Source organism: Marinomonas sp. 63XJN7_7_ISO-PGPR-S23-202, from assembly GCF_056173505.1.
On the sequence record NZ_CM149677.1, the window covers coordinates 1,503,636 to 1,524,790 of the forward strand.

Below are 21,155 nucleotides of genomic sequence, written 5' to 3' on the forward strand. Positions count from 1 at the left end.
CTTCTACGTATTTCTTGCAACTTATTGGTTTGCCATTGAATGTAGCGATGTCTAAGAACAAGCAACTTATTAAGTTAAGACAACATCTTTAGGATGTTGTCTTATATCAGTCTTATCAAAGTCGGTCCTTAGACCACCTGTCATGTGGAGTGTGAGTGTGCTTGGTTCCATAGGATGCAAGCGTCTAGCGTTACACCTTGACCGCCAAATATATCCAAGGCGCTGCCAATGGTTAAATCCACAATACCGTTGGAGAGGTCATTAACGCGTTTTAAGTCTCCTAGAGAGCGAGCACCGCCTGCATAAGTGACGGCCACAGGGCAGCCTTGTCCGAGTAGGGAGACCAACTCTTCATCAATACCGGCTTGTAAGCCTTCTACGTCAGCAGCATGAATAAGAAACTCGTCGCAATGATCTGCCAGTTCTACCAAGCTTTCGTGGGTCACTGGCATGGAAGTAACGGTTTGCCAGCGATCTGTTGCAATATACCAGCCGTCTTCTGTACGACGACAGCTTAGATCTAATACTAAGCGGTCCAAGCCTGTTTCACGTTTGATTTTATCGAGTCGATCCCATGAAAACTCCTTATCCTTAAAAAGATAAGAGGTCACGATGACATGGGATGCGCCTGCTTCAAGATAGTCTGCAGCATTGCGTGCGGTGACGCCCCCACCAAACTGTAAGCCACCAGGATATGTGCGAAGTGCACTCAATGCTTCTTCGTGGTTGCCCTTACCAAGCGCGATCACGTGGCCTCCTGTGAGTCCATGTTCACGATAGAGTGATGCGTAATAAGCCGCATTGTATTCGCTGATAAAGTTCTCTTTAGCGCCTTTGTCATTTAGGCTACCACCGACGATTTGCTTTACTTTGCCTTGGTGTAGATCAATACAAGGACGAAATTGAGTCACAAAAAAGCTCCTAATAGTTCGAGGTAAGAGTGGGATTGTAACCGATAATTTACCTAGAAACGATGCACCAAAGCAAACACTCTGTAAGACTGATACAATGTTGGTTCTATAGTTAATAAAGCAAGATCATTTATTTTTATGCTAAAAATTTCCCTAGCGGTGGCCATTCCTGATCATGAAATCGAATTAACCGCGATTCGAGCACAGGGAGCGGGCGGTCAAAATGTGAATAAAGTGTCTTCGGCCATTCACCTGCGGTTTAACGTCGCAAGCTCTTCTTTACCAGAATTTCATAAGGAGCGTTTATTATCCATCAGTGACTCTCGACTGACGAAAGAGGGGGATATTGTCATAAAAGCACAACAATATCGTACTCAAGAGCTAAACCGTGAAGATGCCCTAATGCGCTTAAAGGCGCTGATTTTGGACGCGATTAAACAGCAAAAAGCACGTCGACCCACCAAACCAAGCCGCTCGGCTCAGAAAAAACGCCTAGATGTAAAAAAACAAAAAGGACAAATCAAAAGACTGCGCCGTTCCAATTGGGATTGAGTGAACGAAGTGGTTTTCTCAAGCTTTGCTTTCCTATAATTTAGAAGACAATATATCCCATTTATTTGCCACAAGAGGTTATATGAGTCACGACCATAGTCATCATGTTAGTCATTATAACCGCGCGTTTGCTATCGGTATTGCGCTCAATGTTTTTTTTACAGCCGTTGAGTTTTTCTACGGTTTTGCTGCCGACTCGTTAGCCTTGATTGCGGATGCTGGACATAACTTGAGCGATGTGTTGAGTTTATTGCTGGCTTGGGGAGCGAGCATATTAGGCAAAAAAGCAGCGACCGAAAAGCGCACTTACGGTTTTCGAAAAGTCACCGTGATAGCGTCTTTGATTAGCGCTGTGATGCTATTGGCCGCATTGGGCATCATTGCTTGGGAAGCCATTGCTCGTTTCTCTCATCCGGCGCCTGTTGCCAGTGTGACCATGATGGTCGTCGCCGCTATTGGCGTGGTGATCAACACCGTGACAGCGCTGCTATTTATGGGAGATCACCATCACGACTTGAATATTAAAGGGGCATTTTTGCATATGGCGGCTGATGCGGCCGTTTCGTTAGGTGTGGTTATTGCGGGGGCACTTATCTGGTGGAAAGGGTGGCTATGGGTCGACCCTGTGATCAGTTTACTGATTGTCGCCGTTATATTCATCGGAACATGGGGGCTGCTAAAAGACTCCATGAACTACACATTAGATGCAGTGCCAGATAAAATCGACATGCCTGCATTGCGGTGTTATCTAGAACATTTACCAGAAGTGGTTCGTATTCACGATTTACATGTGTGGCCATTAAGCACCACGGAAGTGGCTTTAACCGTGCATTTAGTTGTGAAAGACATTACGCCAGAGGGATTCTTACATCACGTACAACACCATCTGCACGATGAGTTTTCAATCGAACACGCCACCATTCAAATAGAAAATGAAGCGGACGAAGCGAACTGCGCTTTAGAACATCCTCATTGAAGGTGAGGCTTAGCTTAGAAATATAAGAATAGAAGAAGTTGTTAATTATGATTCCAACAATTGAAACAGAGCGTTTGTTATTGGTACCTCCCAGCATTGAGTGCGTTGAAGCATATAATGCGTTTTATACCAATGGTGAAGCTTCTAAAGCTTATGGCGGACCAATCTCCAGTGGTAAGGCGTTGGGGCGTTTAAAAGAAGACCTGGGCGGTTGGTATATTGATGGCTTTGGTGTTTGGGCGATCAAAGAAAAAGAGTCCGCAACCATTATTGGTGTATGTGGTTTTTGGCAAGGATTAGGTTGGCCAAGAGAGCTGACTTGGTGGTTACTGCCAACCTCAAGGGGCAAAGGGTATGCCAAAGAAGCATCCATCGCTGCCGTTGCCCATGCTTATAACGAATTTGCTTGGCATGAAGTGGAAACCTATATGCATGATTCAAATGAGAGCGCGAGGGCTTTGGTCGAGCGTTTGGGGGGCGTTAAATCAAGGCGAAGTCAATTTCCAGATGGGCTGAGTCGTGATATTTATATTTTCCCAAAGGCATCTTAGCGACCGTATTCGTCATCCCGCTGCACAGTCGTGAGATCCATGGGCTAGTAGAAAGCGAAGTGTTTAGAACATCCCACTGAATAGGTAAAAGGATAAATTGATGAGTTACGACGTTCGTAATGAAATTCCAAGTGTAGAAGACTATATCGACATACGACTTCAAGCAGGCCTATCCAGAAAATCGGTTGAGGCCGCAACCATAGGTTTAAAAAACAGCCTTTTTGGCGTTGTCGTGTACTCTAATAACCTTCCAATCGGTATTGGAAGAGTGATTGGTGATGGGGGATGCTTCTTTGAAATCACTGACATGGCGGTTTTACCAGAGCATCAGCACCAGGGCGTTGGTTCTTTAATTATGAAGGCACTGGTGAATTGGTTACATGAAAACGCTCCAACGACGGCGTATGTGAGTCTAATGGCTGATCATGGCACACCAGCATTTTATGAAAAATTTGGTTTTACTAAGGCAACAATGCCGACCTCTTCTGGTATGTACATGCGCATACTATAAATGTAGTCACAGTGAGAAAAAGCCCATCAAGTGATGGGCTTTCTTATGTCTGTTGTTCGATTTTTCTTTCTAAGCATTGATAAGGCAATAAATGCTAGGTTAAGCGTTTGGATTTTTCGCGCTTGGGCCCGCTAACGCCATGGCTTTTTGGTAGGCTGGACGAGTGGAAACACGCTCGACATAGGCTTGCACATGGTCTAAGCCCTCTAAGGTTTTGCCACCAAAAAGAGGAAAGGTGGTTAGATCGAACATGATAAGAATGTCAGCACAGGTGAGTTCGTTGCCGACCAAAAATTCAGAGGTCGCTAAGTGATTGTTTAAATGCTGGTAGTAGCTGTCTTCACGGCGTTGGAGGATTTTCGCAAAGCCAGATTCTGCACCTTCCTCACCAAGGCCGCTTTTGCCAAAAAACACCGACAATAAATGGTTATGATACTGCATCCAGTAAAGGTAATCAGGGTACAAGGTACTGTCTGGTGCAATGCAAAGCTTGCCTTGTGCATGACGTTGGCAAATATACTCTACGATGGCATTGGAATCGGTCAGTACGAGGTTACCGTCAGTGATAACGGGCGCGGTAGCGGTGGGATGCAGTGCAAGGTACTCTTTAGGTGCTCCCCCTGTTTTAGGGTCCCGGTCATACCATGTCAGTTTATATGGCAAGCCAAGCTCTTCCATTAGCCAAACAATGCGGTCAGATTGGGAAACACCCAAATGATTGATGGTGATCATAGTACAGTCCTCTATGTGTAATGGCGCTTTTGATGATGAATTCACTTGTTAACGGGCGACATAAAAGCGCGTGAATGACAGATTACGTTAGTCATGTGTCAGAGCATGGTACACCAGAATGTTATGAGAAATTTGGTTTTACAAAGGAAAGAATATTGGCATCTCTAGGTAGTCATTGGTGATGTTTGACAATGTCTATTTTGTGTCAGTTTTTATGCCTTCTGCTTCTCTATTAAAAAAGTGGTTGTTCCAATATAGGGAGGTTTGCGTTGGAATAGGTGGAAAATTGGTCTTTCTTACCGTATTAAAGGGTTTGTAAAACAATCAATTAATGAAAACTCGTGTTTTTTTGATCTATGTCTATAAACGGAGCTCTTGTTGAGTCTCTTTCTTTTCGGTCTCTTTATATTGATCTAACGCAATGTTTCGCAACTATGGCTAACCTATAATCCGTCCTTATAGTAAGTACCAAATGTTTGGTGCTACGGTGGGCGTATCACAATAAGAGCATATTCTAAGGATAAAGTGCCGGTATTCGCCTTTTTCTCAATCAAGTGAATGGGTTGAAGTCATTATGATTAATGAAACTGTAGTGGACTTATCGCGGTTCCAGTTCGCTCTAACTGCTTTGTACCACTTTTTGTTTGTTCCTTTAACATTAGGGATGTCTTTCTTGCTTGCTATTATGGAGTCCGTTTACGTACTCACAGGAAAGCAAGTGTACAAGGACATGGTGAAATTTTGGGGTAAGTTGTTCGGCATAAACTTCGCCCTTGGGGTGTCAACCGGTCTCACTATGGAGTTCCAGTTTGGTACTAACTGGTCATATTACTCGCATTATGTGGGCGATATTTTCGGTGCGCCTTTGGCGATCGAAGGTCTGATGGCTTTCTTCTTAGAGTCAACGTTGGTTGGTTTGTTCTTCTTTGGTTGGGATCGCTTAAGCAAAGGCAAACACTTGGCCGTTACCTGGTTGGTTGCTATAGGTTCTAACTTATCAGCGTTATGGATTCTCATAGCGAATGGTTGGATGCAAAACCCAGTCGGCTCTGTGTTTAACTACGAAACCATGCGTATGGAGTTGGTGGATTTCAGCGCCTTGTTGTTTAACCCTGTTGCCCAGGTGAAATTTGTCCACACCGTCTCTGCTGGCTACTGTACGGGTGCCATGTTTGTACTGGTTATTTCGGCTTACTACATGCTTAAGGGTCGTGACTTGGCCTTTGCTCGTCGCTCTTTTGCCATTGCATCTGCTTTCGGCTTAGCATCTGTATTAAGTGTCATTGTCTTAGGTGACGAATCTGGTTATGAATTAGGTGACGTTCAAAAAGTAAAATTAGCAGCGGTTGAAGCCGAATGGGATACTCAAAAAGCCCCAGCGGACTTTACCTTGATTGGTTTTCCTAATCAGAAGCTAGGTGAAACAGAGTACGCGATCAAAATTCCTGATGTGCTTGGTCTTATCGCAACCCGCTCTCTCACTGGTAAAGTGGAGGGGATTAAGGAGTTAAAAGCGCATAACCGTCAACGTATTATCAATGGTATCTACGCTAATCAGTTACTAGAGAAATTACGTAGCGGCTCTACCGATCCACTTGTTAAAGAAAACTTTGACAAAGTGAAAGGGGATCTTGGTTACGGTCTATTAGTGAAAGCCTTTACTAAAGACATGAACCACGTGACCTCTAAGCAAATTGATGAAGCGGTGAACTACAGTATTCCAAATGTTGCACCTATCTTCTTTGCTTTCCGCATCATGGTGGCATGTGGCTTTATTATGCTGATTGTCTTTGCAGTATCTTTCTACCAAAACGCACGTCGTCGTATCGGTCAGAATCGTTTGTTCTTACGAATTGTAATGTGTTGTTTGCCATTGCCTTGGATTGCCTGTGAAACAGGTTGGTTCGTGGCTGAGTATGGCCGTCAACCTTGGGCCATTGGTGAGATTTTACCGGTTAATTTGGCTGCGTCAGGTTTGACAGAGACAGATCTTTGGATCTCGATTGCGGCAATCATCGCTTTGTATACCTCTTTCCTGATCGCAGAAATGTTCTTGATGATTCGTTTCTCCAAAAAAGGTCCTTCTAGTCTGCATACCGGTCGTTACGCACTAGAGAAAGAAACCGATCAGTTACAAGCTAAGGAGTTGTAAGATGGATTACGAACTATTAAAAATCATTTGGTGGGTACTGATGGGCGTATTGCTGATCGGTTTCTCTATCGCCGACGGCTATGACATGGGGGTAGGGAGTCTTTTAAACATCATTACCCGTGATGACAGTGAACGTCGTGTGATGATCAACTCTATTGCCCCTCACTGGGATGGTAACCAAGTATGGTTTATTACTGCGGGCGGTGCGTTATTTGCTGCATGGCCTGTGGTATACGCAACCTCCTTCTCTGGATTTTACTTCGCGATGATTCTGACATTGGCGGCGCTTTGGTTCCGTCCCATCGGCTTCGACTATCGCTCTAAAATCGAGACACCACGTTGGAGAAGAAACTGGGACCTTGGTATCGGCTTTGGTTCCACTGTGCCACCGATTATTTTCGGTGTAGCATTCGGTAACTTGCTTCAAGGTGTGCCATTCCAGTTTAATGAATACCTACGTGTTGATTACACAGGTTCTTTCTTTGCCTTGTTGAACCCCTTTGCCATCTTATGTGGTTTGGTCAGCTTGATGATGATTATGACCCAAGGCGGTTCTTGGTTGCTCATGAAAACAGAGGGCGATTTGCTTCGCCGAGTGAGTAAAGCGACCACTATTACCGGAATACTTGGGGCCGTGTTCTTTGTATTGGCTGGTATTTGGCTAGCGTATGATATTAAAGGTTATGTGCTTACTAGCGCCATTAATGGTAACGACGTACTGACTCCTTTAATGAAAACAGCAAAAGTGGAAACAGGCGCATGGTTGATTAACTACAGTAAAGTGCCTCTATTGATGTTGGCTCCTGTAATTGGCGTATTGGGTATGCTAGTGGCTGCGTTTGCAAGTCGCATGAAAAAAGGTGGTTTGGCTTTCCTCGGCTCTTCATTAGGGATTGCGGGTATTATTTTCACAGCGGGTGGTTCTATGTTCCCGTTCTTAATGCCTTCTTCTACTTTCCCAAGTATGAGTTTGACTATGTGGGACGCGACTTCTAGCAAATATACTCTGGAAATTATGTTTGTTGTGGCGTGTATCTTTGTGCCTATCATTTTGTGTTACACCTTATGGAGCCATTTAGTGATGTTTGGCCGCTTAAGCAAAGAACACATTGAGAAGAACAAACACTCTCTCTACTAGTAGTTTAGATTAAGACTAATTCATCATACGTGAGGTGCGGTTCTTTGCACCTCACAAAGGAGAAACATTATGTGGTATTTTGCTTGGGTTTTAGGCGTTTTACTTGCCTGTTCATTCGGCGTCATCAATGCGATTTGGTTGGAGTTTAAAGGTTACGAAGGCGAAGAGGAGCAAAAGTAAGCCTTATGTTTAAACGAGAGAAAGCCCCAAAAAAGACTCGTCAAGGGCGAGTTAAAACCCCTGAACTTATGTTTTTGAATGAATGGGCTGGGCGACAATCGAAGCGTTACCGTCTCGTTCAATTATTAGGGGTTGTGTTCACTGTGGCGATGGTTATGCAAGCTTGGTCGCTTGCTAATGTGTTTTCCGACATGGTGATTCATGGGGCTTTCTCAGCATCGATTTTATGCATAGCGTTGTCTGCCTTGCTTATCCGTGCCTTAGCCAGCTTTGGCCGTGAACGATTAAGTGCCAGTGCAAGCCGCAGTATTCGCTATTCTCTACGGGAAAAACTGGTATCGCATTTGACCAAACTTGGGCCTGCGCGCCTGAGAATTGAAGAAGATGCGGCACTGTCTACGCGTGTTTACGAACAAGTCGACGCACTAGACGATTATTACAGCCGCTATAAACCTCAGTTGTTTATGGTGTCGCTGATTCCTTGCGTTATTTTGCTGGCAATGTTGCCAGTGTCTTGGATTGCCTTTGCTATTTTTATGGTCACCGCCCCATTGGTCATATTCTTTATGATCCTTGTGGGCCACAAGGCTGCCCAAGCGAATCGTCGACAATTTAACGTGTTGGCGATGTTATCGAATCAATTTATGGATTTAAACCAAGGCTTGGCTGAACTAAAGCGGCTTGGACGAACAGGGCAAGCGAAAGAGCGCTTGTCAGACAGTGCCAGCGCCTATCAAAAAACCACCATGGGTGTATTACGTTTGGCCTTTTTATCGACCGCAACATTAGAGCTTTTCGCTTCCCTTTCGATTGCGATGATTGCCTTATATTTGGGCCTTGGCTTGTTGGAACAGCTACCTTGGTCTAAAGGCGTCTCCCCTGTGAGTTTGACACAGGCCTTTTTCATCTTGCTGTTAGCACCAGAATTTTATTTACCATTGCGCCAGCTGGGCAATGACTATCACGCCAAACAAAAAGCCGAAGCGGCGGCGACCGCCTTATTAGATATTTTCAATACCTCCTTGTCACGCTCAGAAGAGCAAACCAAAGAAGACACTCAAACGGTTAGCAACCCTTCTCACTTATCTGTGGTCAAAACCCATCCGGCCTCCTTGTTGACCTTTTATAAATTAAGCTGGCAAGAAGCCGGGCGTTCTCGTTTAGCGCCAATCAGTAACCAAATAGGTGCCGGTGAGCGTATCTGGTTAAGTGGCGAATCTGGCGTAGGGAAATCCAGCTTATTACACCTCTTGTTGGGCTTTGAAGAAGGTTATCAGGGAGAATGCTTTGTTGAAGACAAAGAATTTTCCAGTGTGGATCTGGCCCAATGGCGTGCACGCTTGGCTTGGTTACCGCAAACTCCTGAGTGGGTGAATGGCTCAATTCGCCAGAATTTATTATTGGGGATTGATCCTCCAACGGACGAGGCTTTGCAAACAGCACTAGCAAAAAGCCAGTGTGATGTCTTTATTGAAGCATTGCCCGATGGCCTAGAGACGAAATTGACCGAGCTCGGTGCAGGTTTATCGGGTGGGCAAATGCAGCGCTTGTCTATTGCCCGTGCTTTATTATCGAAGGCGGATGTTTGGTTACTTGATGAGCCTTGCTCCGGTTTGGACGAAGAGACGGCTACAGCCGTGTTGGATACTTTAAACCTTGCTTCAAAAGGCAAAACATTATTGGTTGTCAGTCACGATACCCATCCTATTGCTTGGGCTGATAGACATTGGACTTTGACACACGGAGGCTTGCATGAGCAACGAATCCAAGCTATCGCTTAAACGTCTTCTATGGGCAAACCCACGAGGATTTGCACTCCCTCTGTTTCTGGGCGTGGTCGCGAGCCTTGCCGGGGTTGCACTGCTAGGTATATCCGGTTGGTTCCTGTCAGCAGCGGGTTTAGCCGGAGTGTTAGGAACCTACAAAGCGTTTAACTACTTTCTACCTGGGGCGCTGGTCCGCTTGATGGCCATTTTGCGCACTGCGGGTCGTTATGGCGAACAAGTGTTTGCTCACGATCACTTATTAGGCTTGCTAAAAACATTGCGCTTGTGGGTGTGGGATCAACGTGTCGCAAAAGACTCAGCGAATTTGCATCAACAAAGTCGTGGAGACTTATTGCAGCGTTTGGTCAGTGACCTAGACCAAATTATTCGTTGGCCCTTGGTGGTATTAATGCCTTGGGTATATGCCACATTAGCGTATTTATCAGTCCTTATACTGGCGTCATTAATATCCACTACTTTGTTATGGCCTATTATTATCGCGGCGGTGATTCATCTTTTGGTCGTACCGTATCTGTGTGGTCATTTTGCTAGCCGTGCCGTTCATGTTGGGCAAATTTTAGGGACACACCGTCGTAGTCGCTTTGTAAGTTTATTCTCGGCGTTGATTACTCTGACCATTCGTGGCCACTGGCAGCAATATGCCGAGCGCCTTAATGAATTAGATACCCGTCAGAAACAGGCAGAGCTGCGTATCCAAAAAGCGATCAGTCTAGGTCGCTTGGCTTCTTACAGTGTGACCATCGCCTTGCTGTGTAGCTTTTTCTTACTTGTTATGCGTTACCAGCCACAAACCAATGGGCTTTCTTTGGTCTCTGGTGTGGATGGGGCTTGGCTGGTGGCATTAGTCTTGTCTGTCTTAGCCGTCAACGAATTAGTATTGCCCTTGGCACAATCCTTTGTGGCTCAAGGGCAATCGCAAGTGGGCTTACGTCGTATGAATCAGTTGCATACCGATGCTTCTGAGGAAGACATCGCGCTAGGTCTGCCACTTGCCCGTGTCAAATCTCTTGAGTTGATCAACTGGCGCGGATACCACGCATCATCTGGTTTAGGGAATAAACCGATTTCGTTAAAAGTCGCAACGAACGAAACCATCTGGTTACGGGGTAACAGTGGGTGTGGTAAATCCACTCTCTTGGCATCATTAGCAGGGGACTGTTTAGCCGAAGGGGGAGCTTTGGTAAACGATCAACGGATAGATTTATACGACAACCAAGACTACCAAGCACAAATCAGCTACTTGCCACAAACCCCTTATGTCTTTCAGCAAACACTAGCGGCTAACTTGCGATTAGGGGATGAAAATGCCACTGAAGAGTCGTTATGGGAAGTATTGGACGCGGTTGCATTAGGCGATTGGGCCCGTAGTCTACCAAAAGGCTTGGATACACTATTAGGCGCACAAGGTCGTGACTTATCCGGTGGTCAACGCAAACGCTTGGTCTTGGCGCGTTTATTACTGCGTAATGCCCCAGTATTGTTGCTGGACGAACCGTTTGACGGTTTAGACAGTGAGAGTATCCAATGTATTTGTACTTCATTGCAGCGTATTTACCGTCCTGAGATATTGGTATTTATCAGTCATATCAATAGCCCGCTTTCTGAGAAAGCCACTATTATTAACGTTTAATCAGATTGGCTTCCCCTAATTTTAGGGGAAGCCATACCGCTACAGATCGCATCAAAAACGACCCGTAGGTTGGACTTTAGTCCACCAATTATTCTTTTTTAAGGGGTAAGGTTAGGATGGGGTTGTTCTTTGGGTCTTCCAGTGTATTTGTTTCCACTCAATGACTTTGAGCTGCTCGTTTATTCCGCTCTGCTGAGCGGGTAACTTTTGTCAAATGATACAAAAGTAACCAAAAAATCTTTTATCGGGCTTTCAGCCCAAGCGTGTGATCAATATTTTATACATCGTGCTTTATTAGTACGCTCTATAGTGTAAGGCATGGATTGTTTATTTGGTGATGGTTGGCTTGTCAGACATGGACTCTGAAACACCATAGAGTCGCGCAACTTCGTTGCGTCGAAGCGGCTCTTTCAGTCTAATTACTTTCATCCCCGTATAGGCTTTGAGCTACCGCTAGTCAGCACAGAAGGTGAGGGCAGCTAATCACCAAGTTCCTTCCCCTTTTTTAAGGGGAAGGCTAGGATGGGGTTATTTGGTGTTACCGATTTGATGGTATTCTTCTGATTAGCTTGGTTTTGGCGAGCTCAGTTCCGCTCTGCTGAACGGGTAACTTTTGCCCAACGCTGCAAAACTTATCTTGAAAGGGAAAGCAAAAGATCTTTTATCGGGCTTTCAGCCCAAGCGTGTGATCGACATTTTATACAACTTACTTTTCTCGGTACGCTTTAGACTGTAAGGCATAGATTGGTTTTGAGGATAGGGGACAGGGCATTTTTAACTGACTCTGAAACACCATAATGTCGCGCAACTTCGTTGCGTCGAAGATGATTTGTAGGTTGGACTTCAGTCCAACAATAGTTACCTCATTGGATTAGGGGTCGAACACCTTTTCGACCTGATTAAACCGAACTACTCTGATGTGCTTTCACGAAAAGGGCTTTGACCCTGCGCAGAATCAAATATCAACATGTGCTAATTGGCACTTATTTGAAAATAGATTAGAGTGTAAACATGGCGTCTAGGAAGACGAAAGCCACATATGTCTCCCCTTCTGATGCACGGTTATTAGAGAAAACAAGCATGCTTGTTTAAGCCGAAGCCTGAACGCTCATTATGATCTATTATTTTATATAAATCATGATGTTAGCTAAATTTATCTAAATGTCTAAGACCAGAATAACGCGCACACCGATTTATTGGGTAAACGCGCATGCGTATTATTAAAAATGTTAAGTGCTTATGAAAACTCAATACGAAATTCAGTTAATGCAATATGCTCAAGCTGCATTATTGGGAGAGGTTGCACCATCTTTCAGAGCGATTTCCTTTCAGCTTTCTGAGGATGGAGAAGATTTTAAGGCACGGTTTATATACGATGGCGAGCCTTCGGAAGAAGCTAAAGAGGTGGCGAGTGTTGTACTAACGAATATACTCGCTAACTATTCTAAAAATCACCGTAGCTACAGTGAAGAACACCTATCAATTTCGTATCCTAAAGAAATGGGTCATCTTCCATTATTGGTATACTTGCGTAACGAAGATAATTGGAATTCATGGACGAAGCAGTATGGAAAAGTCAGCACTTAACAAACAGCTCAAGCCGACCTCCACTGCGTTGATTGTTTTGTGCTTTTTCGCTACGCTCGCAAAAAACAATCAACTCCGTTCCAGCGGCTTAGCTGGGCGTTATAAGCCTTAAGAAAGTATGAGCACGAGATATATAGACGAAGGATATCCACTATTGCATTGGGCAACCTCTATTGAGGCAATCTGCCCAAAGTGTGGTGATGTAGGTGTAATCGACGGCAATCCTATGTGGAGGAATTGGCGTGCAACATTTCTATGCCACAGCTGTTCACACTCTATGAAAACCGAGCGTGATGGTTGGCATGGTCCAGTTCTTGGTATAGGTAAACGTCCCTGTCGTTCTTGTGGCCACAAGTGGGTTCGGGTAGAGAAAGAATTTGAAGATGCCTCAAAAATCAAGTCAGAGTCTGCAAAAACAAAGTGTCCACAATGTAATTCAGAAAACGAAGTCTCCCTCGAATTTACACGCATGGAGCCATCTGATCATGCAATCGAGCCGTTCTTTGGTCTTGAGTTGGCGCTAAAAGAACTAACACGCCATGGCACTGTTTGGGTTTATGGTGCTGAGCATCTTAGGCACCTAAAAGAATACACAGCGGCTCAGCATAGGGTGGCAAGCGGCACCAAGTGGTCATACTTCACGAGACTCCCCAAATGGGTAAAGGCAGCAAAGAATCGAGAAGCAATATTAAAGGCAATCACAAAATTGGAGCAGCGGCTTATAACAAAGTGCTGCTAGGGACAAACCTACGCAGTGCTTCGGTTTGCCCCAGAGCAAGGCGTTATATGCAATCATGATTAGCGACATTGAGAAAAAGCAGATAGATCAAATTCAATATGAAGAAGATATTGAAAAGATCATTTCTATTGCAAAGGGATCAAGTAATCCATGCTTTCTTCAGCAATACGCTATCGCATACAACTGGGATGATGGAATGGCGTTGCCCAATGCGATTGCAAATAATGAGTATTGTGATTTGGGTACGGCCCTTACTCTTTTTTGGCTAGCAGAAGGAATGAGCTATTACCTAAAAGAAGTTGAGCGTAATGTATACAATAATGACTGGGCCGATTTCTGTGAAATGATTGCCGATAAGCTAAATAGCAGTGTTTATGCTAATGGTCCAGTTAGCTTTAAGCCAGATATAAATAGCCTTACATTACACAAATATAATAAGGCCGGTATACCTTCAGTTCTTTATCAGGAGGTAATCGGTGCAAGCATATAACAAGGCCAAGCAGCGTCGCGCACTGCGTGAGCTGGACCTCGCTTCGCTCGGCCGCTATTAGCAGCGTAAGACTCTTTTGTGAGTAGTTATGATGAAAAAAATATCTTTGAGATTCTATCAGCCGGGTGACGAGTTAGTTTTGTTTGAAGACTATACAGGAGATGCCCATTCTTCGAGATTCCTAGCTAGGGAAGTCCATCAAACTATTGATGAAACCAGATGTATGTTGCTAAAACTGTCTACTGAAGATAGTTTTAGGCGCTATGAGAAGTCAGTGCATATAATCCAGGAAAGTAATACGGGAAAACCGTTGGGGTTAATTACGCTTGTAAGCTTTAATGAGTCGGTTGAACTTCATTTTGGAATATGTAAAACATGTAGACTTCAGGGTATAGCATCGTTAGCAGTTGGTTGTGCAGTCTCATATATTTTCAACGAACTTAAATGCAAAAGTATATTGTGTTTTCCGGATCGAGATAATGAAGGTGCTAGGAGAGTTCTGGAAGTGTGTGGATTTCAGTGTTTTGGAGAAATAGATCAATTTTATAAGGCTCCTCAAATTAGTGGTGAATTGAGGACTGTTTTAAAATTTGGGCTTCACGTTTAACAAGGTTCTCAAGCCGAATCTTCACCTACGCTTCAAATAGCGTATTGCTTCGCAATTGTGGTCGCTATGCTACACTCTCAGTTTTGCCTGCTTAGCACGGCGTTACGGCGTTATTTTCGAAGGAAATTGGTAGTATGAGCCTCGAATTAAGAAGTATAGACAAAACGAACTTCTATGAGATTTGCCAGTTAAAGGTAGCTCAACATCAGCTAAATCATGTTGATAGCAATGCTATTTCATTGGCTGAAGCAAACTTTATGAGCTTTCCTTGGTTCAAAGGTATCTATTCTGACAATAATCCAATTGGCTTTGTTTTAGTAAACGCAGACACCGTTTTGGATAAATTTGAGCTTTGGCGGTTCATGATCGATAAATCTCAACAGTCAAAGGGTTATGGTCGTCTTGCTATCGATTTATTGAAATCAGCGTTGGTTAATGAATTCGGAATATCGGCTCTATATACAAGTGTTGTCGTAGGATCAGACAGCCCTCAAGGTTTCTACGAAAATTGTGGTTTTGTATCAACAGATAACTTAGTGGAAGGGCGTGAAATAGAGCTGTGCCTATCTCTTTAACTCCAAACATAACAAGGGTATTTCGGTTCCATTCAGCTTTAGTGTTTACGGTACAATGAGATCTATGGGGTCGAACACCTTTTCGACCTGATTCAAGCTAACTATTCTGATGTACTTTCACGAAAAGGGTTTTTACGCGGAAGGGATGAGGTTACTCTATTTCCTCTCAATTGCTTTGTATTTATGAGCTTTATTCCGCTCTGCTGAGCGGGTAACTTTTTGCAAGCGCCCAAAAAGTAACCAAAAATTCGCTTTTAAGAGCAGCGCCTCGTATCCTCATGGAGACATCATGTTGTCAATGCAGAGCCTCATCAAGGCATGGATTGGTTTTTAGGATAGGGGACAGGGCATTTTTAACTGACTCTGAAACACCATAGGGTCGCGCAACTTCGTTGCGTCAAAGTCGCTTCTACGGTTTGCTTACCGTCATTCCCGCGCAGGCGTCGGATCCAGGTTCCTTCCCCTTTTTTAAGGGGAAGGTTAGGATGGGGTTGTTCTTTGGGTCTTCCGGTGTATTTGTTTCCACTCAATGGCTTTGAGCTGCTCGTTTATTCCGCTCTGCTGAGCGGGTAACTTTTTGCAAGCGCCCAAAAAGTAACCAAAAATTCGCTTTTTTAACGAGAAGCGTGTGATCAATATTTTATACATCGTGCTTTATTAGTACGCTCTATAGAGTAAGGCATAGATTGTTTATTTGGTGATAGCTGGCCTGTCAGACACGGACTCTGAAACACCATAGGGTCGCGCAACTGCGTTGCGTCGAAGACGATTTGTAGGTTGGACTTCAGTCCAACAATAGTTACCTCATTGGATTAGGGGTCGAACACCTTTTCGACCTTATCTAAGCTAACTATTCTGATGTGCTTTCACGAAAAGGGCTTTGACCCCGCTAGTCAGTACAGAAGGTGAGGACAGCTAATCACCAAGTTCCTTCCCCTTTTTTAAGGGGAAGGCTAGGATGGGGTTGTTCTTTGGGTCTTCCTGTGTATTTATTTCCACTCAATGACTTTGAGCTGCTCGTTTATTCCGCTCTGCTGAGCGGGTAACTTTTTGCAAGCGCCCAAAAAGTAACCAAAAATTCGCTTTTTTAACGAGAAGCGTGTGATCGACATTTTATACAGCTTACTTTCTCGGTACGCTTTAGGCTGTAAGGCATGGATTGGTTTTGAGGATAGGGGACAGGGCATTTTTAACTGACTCTGAAACACCATAGGGTCGCGCAACTTCGTTGCGTCGAAGTCGCTGGTTTGCTTGCCGCTGGTCAATTTTAAGCAGATATCAACATGTTCTAATTGGCACTTATTTGAAAATAGATTAGAGTGTAAACATGGCGTCTAGGAAGACGAAAGCCACATATTTCTCCCCTCCTGATGCACGGTTATTAGACAAAACAAGTGTGCTTGTTTAAGCCGAAGCCTGAACGCTCATTATGATCTATTATTTTATATAAATCATGGTGTTAGCTAAAATTATCTAAATGGCTAAGACCAGAATAACGCGCACACCGATTTATTGGGTAAATGCGCATGCGGATTATTAAAAATGTTGTTATAGGGAAAAGTAGTAACTATGCGAAGATTAAGTTTCAGTAGACCCAATGAAAAAGTTCGGAACCCTGAAAGGCACCTTAGAGCTTTGAAGAGATGGGCAAAGGGCTTTGAAGGGTTTTATCCTGAAAGAAATAGAAGTCGATATCAGAATTTCAAAATATGGACTTTGGACAGATTGATTGAAGGCCCTAAATCAAAGTCCGAGTGGAAAGAAGAAGCGATTTTACAGCTCTTACAAGCAGCGCAGAATTTAAAGAATTCCCGACCTGAAAATGAGGAAGGTGAGTCATGGGTAGCTGTTTTACTTTGCTACCCTAACCTTTGGTCTAGCGAGGTTACTGTATTCTTTGATAAAGAATACCTGAATAGTTTTATTCCTTCTGAGCTAGGTGATCAATCAATCTTGAAGAAGTATGATATTTCTTGTCCAAAAGAGTTTATCGAAGCTAGTTACATCGTTAAGTGGAGTGACGAAGACGAAAGCGGGGAACCAATAGAGTGCAGTGAAGAGCGCTATACAATTTATGAAAGAGCCCTATAAAAAGTCAATTAACTACGCGCCTTTCAGGCGCCGGACCCAGCAAAGCTGCGCCGGTTATTGAGGCGTTCTGTGCCAAATAAACATAGGAGTAAACTTCGAGAAATGGACTCATCCCTTAAGACAAGGATATGTAATCAAATTTTTAAAGTTGAAGTTGATATTCAATCAGCAAGTGAAAATGATGCTTCTTTTACTCTTGATTATGAAGATGGAAGGTATCGTCAAAATGAACTGGTTGGTCTGATTCGAGATGCTGTTCCATTTTTTGCACTCACAGAAGGTGAAATTGCAACGATAGATAAATCAGACTGGAATAAAAATAGCTTTACACGAATATCGGATGCAAATAGAAAATCAAAAGGAGATTATGGAGAGCTTTTATTATTTCTAATCTTGAGTATTTTTTATGATATTCCCAAGTTTGTAACAAAAGCTAGATTGAGATCAACTACAAGAGAACAAATAAAAGGGTTTGATTGTGCACACTTTTCTATTAGTAACTCTAAAGTAACATTATGGCTTGGTGAAGCTAAATTCCACCAAGACATTAGTGGAGCTATAAGTTCAGCGCTCAAATCACTTAAAGAACACCTGAATGACTCAGAAAGGATAAAATCCGAACTGAGATTGCTTGGGGGTGAAATTGAGTTAAACAAGCAACTTGAAAATGAAAAGTATGAACTGTTAAAAAGTTATGTGACAGGAGGTAGATCATTAAACAAAGTTGATATTGCAGTTCCTGTTTTATGTACATATGACAGCAAGTGTATAAAAACTTTCTCTGGAGATATGGGGAGCGATATTGATTCAGATGATTTCAAAGAAAGAATAGCTATCGAACTAGAAGATAACTTTAAAAAAATCTATAGTAAGAGCTGGCCGAAGAGAAGCAATATAAAAATTGTTTTCTTTATTGTACCTTTAGAATCAGTATCTGATCTAAAGAGAAGCATTGAGCTTGTAGAAAATGCCATGAAGTTTTGATTGGAGTTAATCTATGAATCAGAAAATAATCCATGGCATTGGAGAAATTAGAAGCAAGAAGAAAATCAGTACAGATACTCTTGAAACCTTGCTGATTGATGTATACCGCTTACTTGATTCAAAAGATGAGCAAGATTACAACCAGTGCCTTTCTGCAATATGCCATATAGCTAATTACAATTCAGATGATCGAATGGTACAACAGCTTTTACATGATTGCATCGTAAAATCTAGAGTATTTCTATATGATAACCTCCTAGAAAAAAATAATGAAACTTATATTCCAAATATATCACCGCAAGACAACCTTTTAAGAAACTTTTATACTAGCCAAAAAACTAATACAACTTTGACTAGGCCTCAAAAAGAAATATTTGATGTATTTCAGAAAAATAGAAGATTAGTGGTTAGTGCTCCAACATCTTTTGGAAAAACAAGAATCGTTAGAGAAATAATTCTACATAATAGTTATAAAAATATTGCATTTATAATGCCCACTGTTTCACTACTCTCTGAGCAATATCAAGAATTAAGAAAAAGTGTTGAAGGCTACACAATTTCAAAATCTTCAAAAGTTAAAATTGATAAAGATAAAAGCTATATTTTGGTTCTGACACCTGAAAGAATGTCAGCATTCTTAGAAGAAAACCCAGATTTCAAAATAGATTTTTTTGTAATGGATGAAATCTATAAAGTAGATTTCAAGCTTGATGATGACCGGTTTCGGGTTTTTTCAGATATTCTATATCGTTTAGCTAAAACAAGAGCTGACTTCTATCTTGCAGGCCCATATATATCAGATTTTAGTAAAAACTTTAGAGATAAGTTTAATGTAGAACTAAAAAAATATTCAACCGAAATAGTTCAAAAAGACTATTACGCTTTAGATAATAATAAGAATAAGGGACTTCATTCAGTAGAAAATGGATCTATTAAAATCATTGGCGATAAATTTAAGAATTTACTTAGATTAGTTTCTGAGGAATCTATTGATGGAAAATTTCTGATTTACCGTTACCAAAAACAATATGTAGAAGACACCGCCAAAAAGTTTTTGGAGACATGGCCTGTAAAACCTCACAATAAAGAACTTATTGATTACTTGTCAAACTCTGTGTCCCCCAGTTGGGATTTGATTTCTTGTATCAAACGCGGAATCGCTTTTCATCATGGTGCGATGCCAAGACATATTCAAGACTTAGTTGTAGATGAGTTTAATGACAGTAGCGATAATGGACTAAATTACCTTTTTTGTACAACTTCACTAACTGAAGGTATCAATTCAGCAGCAAAAAACGTTGTTATTTACGACAAAAAAATTGGTACCGGTGACCTATTAAAAACATTAGACAGAAAAAACATAGAAGGTCGTGCGGGGCGGTTTATGCAACATTTCATCGGTCGTGTATTTCATCTTGAGACACAAGAAGACGATGATGGAGAAACAACCGTTGAAATTGAATATTTAGACAATGCAAACGCTGCATTAGAAACTTTAATTCAGCTAGAAACTGATGATATACCTCAGTCTAAGACTGAACTATTAAATACATATGCTGATAAACTTGAAGAGCAAGAAATCAACCCTTTACTCATAAAAGAAAATAGATTTGTAAGTGTTGATGGCCAGTTAGATTTAATTAAACATTTTAGGACAGGAAATAATCTAGATTGCTATTATTTTAGAGAACAGCTACCGATAAAAGATTGCTTAGATAATATTTTATCATGTTGCTATGACTTTCTATTCTCTGATCATGATAAAGGTAGAAATTTTAATACAGATGTTGGCAAGTCAATTTTGATTGGCTTAACGAAATACTATATTTACTATACGCCTTCGTTTAAAGAGCTTCTAAGCTCAGATACGGTACAACGAGAAAGAGCCAATGACAACTCTCGCATAAGATATGTATTTGACCTAATGTCAAAATATTTTGAGTTCTCTTGGCCTAAGTATCTCAAAACTTTCTCTAACGTTTACAACTTTGTAGCAAAAGAAAAACACCAACCATTAATAGCCCTTGATATGGTCATAGCAAAGCTCGAATATGGGACCACTGAAAACCACGAAATAATCTTAAGAGATTCTGGCCTTCCCAATGAAATAGTTAAGAAACTTTCACATCATTTTAAAGGTTGTGAAACATACGAAGACATATACGATGTCAGTCGCTCAAAAAAAAGTGAAATAAAAAGCTCTATTCATCCAATAGAAAGTAAAATTCTAGATAAATACATATAGGTACAGAACAAGTAAATCCAGGTGACGCCTACGGCGCACTTGGTTTAGGCGTTAGTCGTACTCTGTTTGAGGTGATTTGATCTTGCTAGACACTATGGGTTTTATCGTTGCAATCATGCCTATAGCATTGTCACCTGGCGCGAGCTTCACCCTAGCCGTGTCAAATATTTCAATATCAGGTTTACGTAGCGCGTTTAGTATAATTCTCGGAACTGCTGTTGGGATTCTTATTCATGGTTTTTTGGTTGGTATTGGTGTTTCGAGTTTAATTTCCGGTAGTTCCATTGCTATGAATGCACTTCAAATTTCTGGTGTTTTATTCTTAGGTTATTTGGGTATTAGGCTACTACTGAATGGAATTTTAAGTTTTAAAAATAAAACGAAACTAAGTAGCAATCTGGCTGGTTTCAAAGAAGCTCTGCTGTTAAATCTATTTAATGCGAAAGCCATTATCCTCTATCTTACTGTTGTTCCAATATTCGCAGGTAGGGAGCTAGTTAACTATTTAATTCTGTCTTCTTTGCATGTGGCGGTCATGTCCGTTTGGATTCTATTTTCTGGAGTATTAATTTTAGTGGCTAGGGCAAGATTGAAACTAAACATACTGAGTGGCATTATAAATACTGTTGGTGGTTCCTTTTTGGTTGTGATAACTCTTAGTACAGCATTCCACCTATACAACTAAAAAACAGTAGCACGTAGCCTGTACCGGACTTT

The 21,155-nt window shown here is 42.1% G+C and carries 20 protein-coding genes; 18 read left to right on the forward strand and 2 right to left on the reverse strand.

Annotation, left to right across the window (positions count from 1 at the left end):
- Positions 1-140 precede the first annotated feature (140 nt).
- Positions 141-911 (reverse strand): phosphoribosylformimino-5-aminoimidazole carboxamide ribotide isomerase, encoded by a 771-nt coding sequence (hisA, locus tag AC0VYG_RS06875; RefSeq protein WP_475431576.1) that lies wholly within the window; start codon positions 909-911, stop codon positions 141-143.
- Between the two features lie 138 nt (positions 912-1,049).
- Between hisA and arfB the strand changes: the two genes are divergently transcribed.
- The 4 genes from arfB to AC0VYG_RS06895 all read left to right on the forward strand — a co-directional run bounded on the left by arfB (position 1,050) and on the right by AC0VYG_RS06895 (position 3,501).
- Positions 1,050-1,463, forward strand: coding sequence for an alternative ribosome rescue aminoacyl-tRNA hydrolase ArfB (arfB, locus tag AC0VYG_RS06880; RefSeq protein WP_475431577.1), 414 nt, complete (start codon positions 1,050-1,052; stop codon positions 1,461-1,463).
- An 82-nt stretch (positions 1,464-1,545) separates the two neighbouring features.
- On the forward strand, positions 1,546-2,439 hold the full coding sequence (locus tag AC0VYG_RS06885) for a cation diffusion facilitator family transporter (RefSeq protein ID WP_475431578.1): 894 nt from the start codon (positions 1,546-1,548) through the stop codon (positions 2,437-2,439).
- A gap of 47 nt (positions 2,440-2,486) precedes the next feature.
- Positions 2,487-2,990 carry a GNAT family N-acetyltransferase gene (locus tag AC0VYG_RS06890; RefSeq protein WP_475431579.1) on the forward strand — a complete coding sequence of 168 codons (504 nt, stop codon included), beginning with the start codon at positions 2,487-2,489 and terminating at the stop codon, positions 2,988-2,990.
- A 100-nt stretch (positions 2,991-3,090) separates the two neighbouring features.
- Positions 3,091-3,501 (forward strand): GNAT family N-acetyltransferase, encoded by a 411-nt coding sequence (locus tag AC0VYG_RS06895; protein WP_475431580.1) that lies wholly within the window; start codon positions 3,091-3,093, stop codon positions 3,499-3,501.
- Between the two features lie 99 nt (positions 3,502-3,600).
- Here AC0VYG_RS06895 and AC0VYG_RS06900 read toward each other — a convergent pair whose 3' ends face one another.
- Positions 3,601-4,233 carry a glutathione S-transferase family protein gene (locus AC0VYG_RS06900; RefSeq protein ID WP_475431581.1) on the reverse strand — a complete coding sequence of 211 codons (633 nt, stop codon included), beginning with the start codon at positions 4,231-4,233 and terminating at the stop codon, positions 3,601-3,603.
- A gap of 574 nt (positions 4,234-4,807) precedes the next feature.
- Here AC0VYG_RS06900 and AC0VYG_RS06905 point away from each other — a divergent pair.
- From AC0VYG_RS06905 to AC0VYG_RS06970, 14 genes are all read left to right on the forward strand, one after another.
- A complete protein-coding gene (locus AC0VYG_RS06905) occupies positions 4,808-6,385 on the forward strand; it encodes a cytochrome ubiquinol oxidase subunit I (RefSeq protein WP_475431582.1) in 1,578 nt (525 codons plus the stop codon).
- Position 6,386: 1 nt separating this feature from the next.
- Positions 6,387-7,523, forward strand: coding sequence for a cytochrome d ubiquinol oxidase subunit II (cydB, locus tag AC0VYG_RS06910; RefSeq protein ID WP_475431583.1), 1,137 nt, complete (start codon positions 6,387-6,389; stop codon positions 7,521-7,523).
- Between the two features lie 69 nt (positions 7,524-7,592).
- Positions 7,593-7,703, forward strand: coding sequence for a cytochrome bd-I oxidase subunit CydX (gene cydX, locus AC0VYG_RS06915; protein ID WP_475431584.1), 111 nt, complete (start codon positions 7,593-7,595; stop codon positions 7,701-7,703).
- A gap of 5 nt (positions 7,704-7,708) precedes the next feature.
- Positions 7,709-9,484 carry a thiol reductant ABC exporter subunit CydD gene (gene cydD / locus AC0VYG_RS06920; RefSeq protein WP_475431585.1) on the forward strand — a complete coding sequence of 592 codons (1,776 nt, stop codon included), beginning with the start codon at positions 7,709-7,711 and terminating at the stop codon, positions 9,482-9,484.
- On the forward strand, positions 9,456-11,120 hold the full coding sequence (locus AC0VYG_RS06925) for an amino acid ABC transporter ATP-binding/permease protein (RefSeq protein ID WP_475431586.1): 1,665 nt from the start codon (positions 9,456-9,458) through the stop codon (positions 11,118-11,120). Before cydD ends, AC0VYG_RS06925 begins: the two co-directional genes overlap by 29 nt.
- 1,239 nt (positions 11,121-12,359) lie before the next feature.
- A complete protein-coding gene (locus AC0VYG_RS06930) occupies positions 12,360-12,707 on the forward strand; it encodes a MafI2 family immunity protein (protein ID WP_475431587.1) in 348 nt (115 codons plus the stop codon).
- 277 nt (positions 12,708-12,984) lie between these two features.
- A complete protein-coding gene (locus tag AC0VYG_RS06935) occupies positions 12,985-13,446 on the forward strand; it encodes an FmdB family zinc ribbon protein (RefSeq protein WP_475431588.1) in 462 nt (153 codons plus the stop codon).
- Between the two features lie 55 nt (positions 13,447-13,501).
- Positions 13,502-13,936, forward strand: a complete 435-nt coding sequence (locus tag AC0VYG_RS06940; protein WP_067018397.1) for a DUF4274 domain-containing protein — start codon at positions 13,502-13,504, stop codon at positions 13,934-13,936.
- 88 nt (positions 13,937-14,024) lie between these two features.
- The gene (locus tag AC0VYG_RS06945; protein WP_475431589.1) at positions 14,025-14,543 is read left to right on the forward strand and encodes a GNAT family N-acetyltransferase; all 519 of its coding nucleotides are present in this window, start codon (positions 14,025-14,027) and stop codon (positions 14,541-14,543) included.
- Between the two features lie 134 nt (positions 14,544-14,677).
- On the forward strand, positions 14,678-15,118 hold the full coding sequence (locus AC0VYG_RS06950) for a GNAT family N-acetyltransferase (protein ID WP_475431590.1): 441 nt from the start codon (positions 14,678-14,680) through the stop codon (positions 15,116-15,118).
- 1,569 nt (positions 15,119-16,687) lie between these two features.
- Positions 16,688-17,209 carry a DUF3916 domain-containing protein gene (locus AC0VYG_RS06955; RefSeq protein WP_475431591.1) on the forward strand — a complete coding sequence of 174 codons (522 nt, stop codon included), beginning with the start codon at positions 16,688-16,690 and terminating at the stop codon, positions 17,207-17,209.
- A 102-nt stretch (positions 17,210-17,311) separates the two neighbouring features.
- The gene (locus AC0VYG_RS06960; RefSeq protein WP_475431592.1) at positions 17,312-18,193 is read left to right on the forward strand and encodes a HamA C-terminal domain-containing protein; all 882 of its coding nucleotides are present in this window, start codon (positions 17,312-17,314) and stop codon (positions 18,191-18,193) included.
- Between the two features lie 13 nt (positions 18,194-18,206).
- Positions 18,207-20,438: a DEAD/DEAH box helicase gene (locus AC0VYG_RS06965; protein WP_475431593.1), complete on the forward strand. Its 2,232-nt coding sequence runs from the start codon at positions 18,207-18,209 to the stop codon at positions 20,436-20,438.
- Between the two features lie 82 nt (positions 20,439-20,520).
- On the forward strand, positions 20,521-21,123 hold the full coding sequence (locus AC0VYG_RS06970; protein ID WP_475431594.1) for a LysE family translocator: 603 nt from the start codon (positions 20,521-20,523) through the stop codon (positions 21,121-21,123).
- The last annotated feature ends 32 nt before the right edge of the window (positions 21,124-21,155 follow it).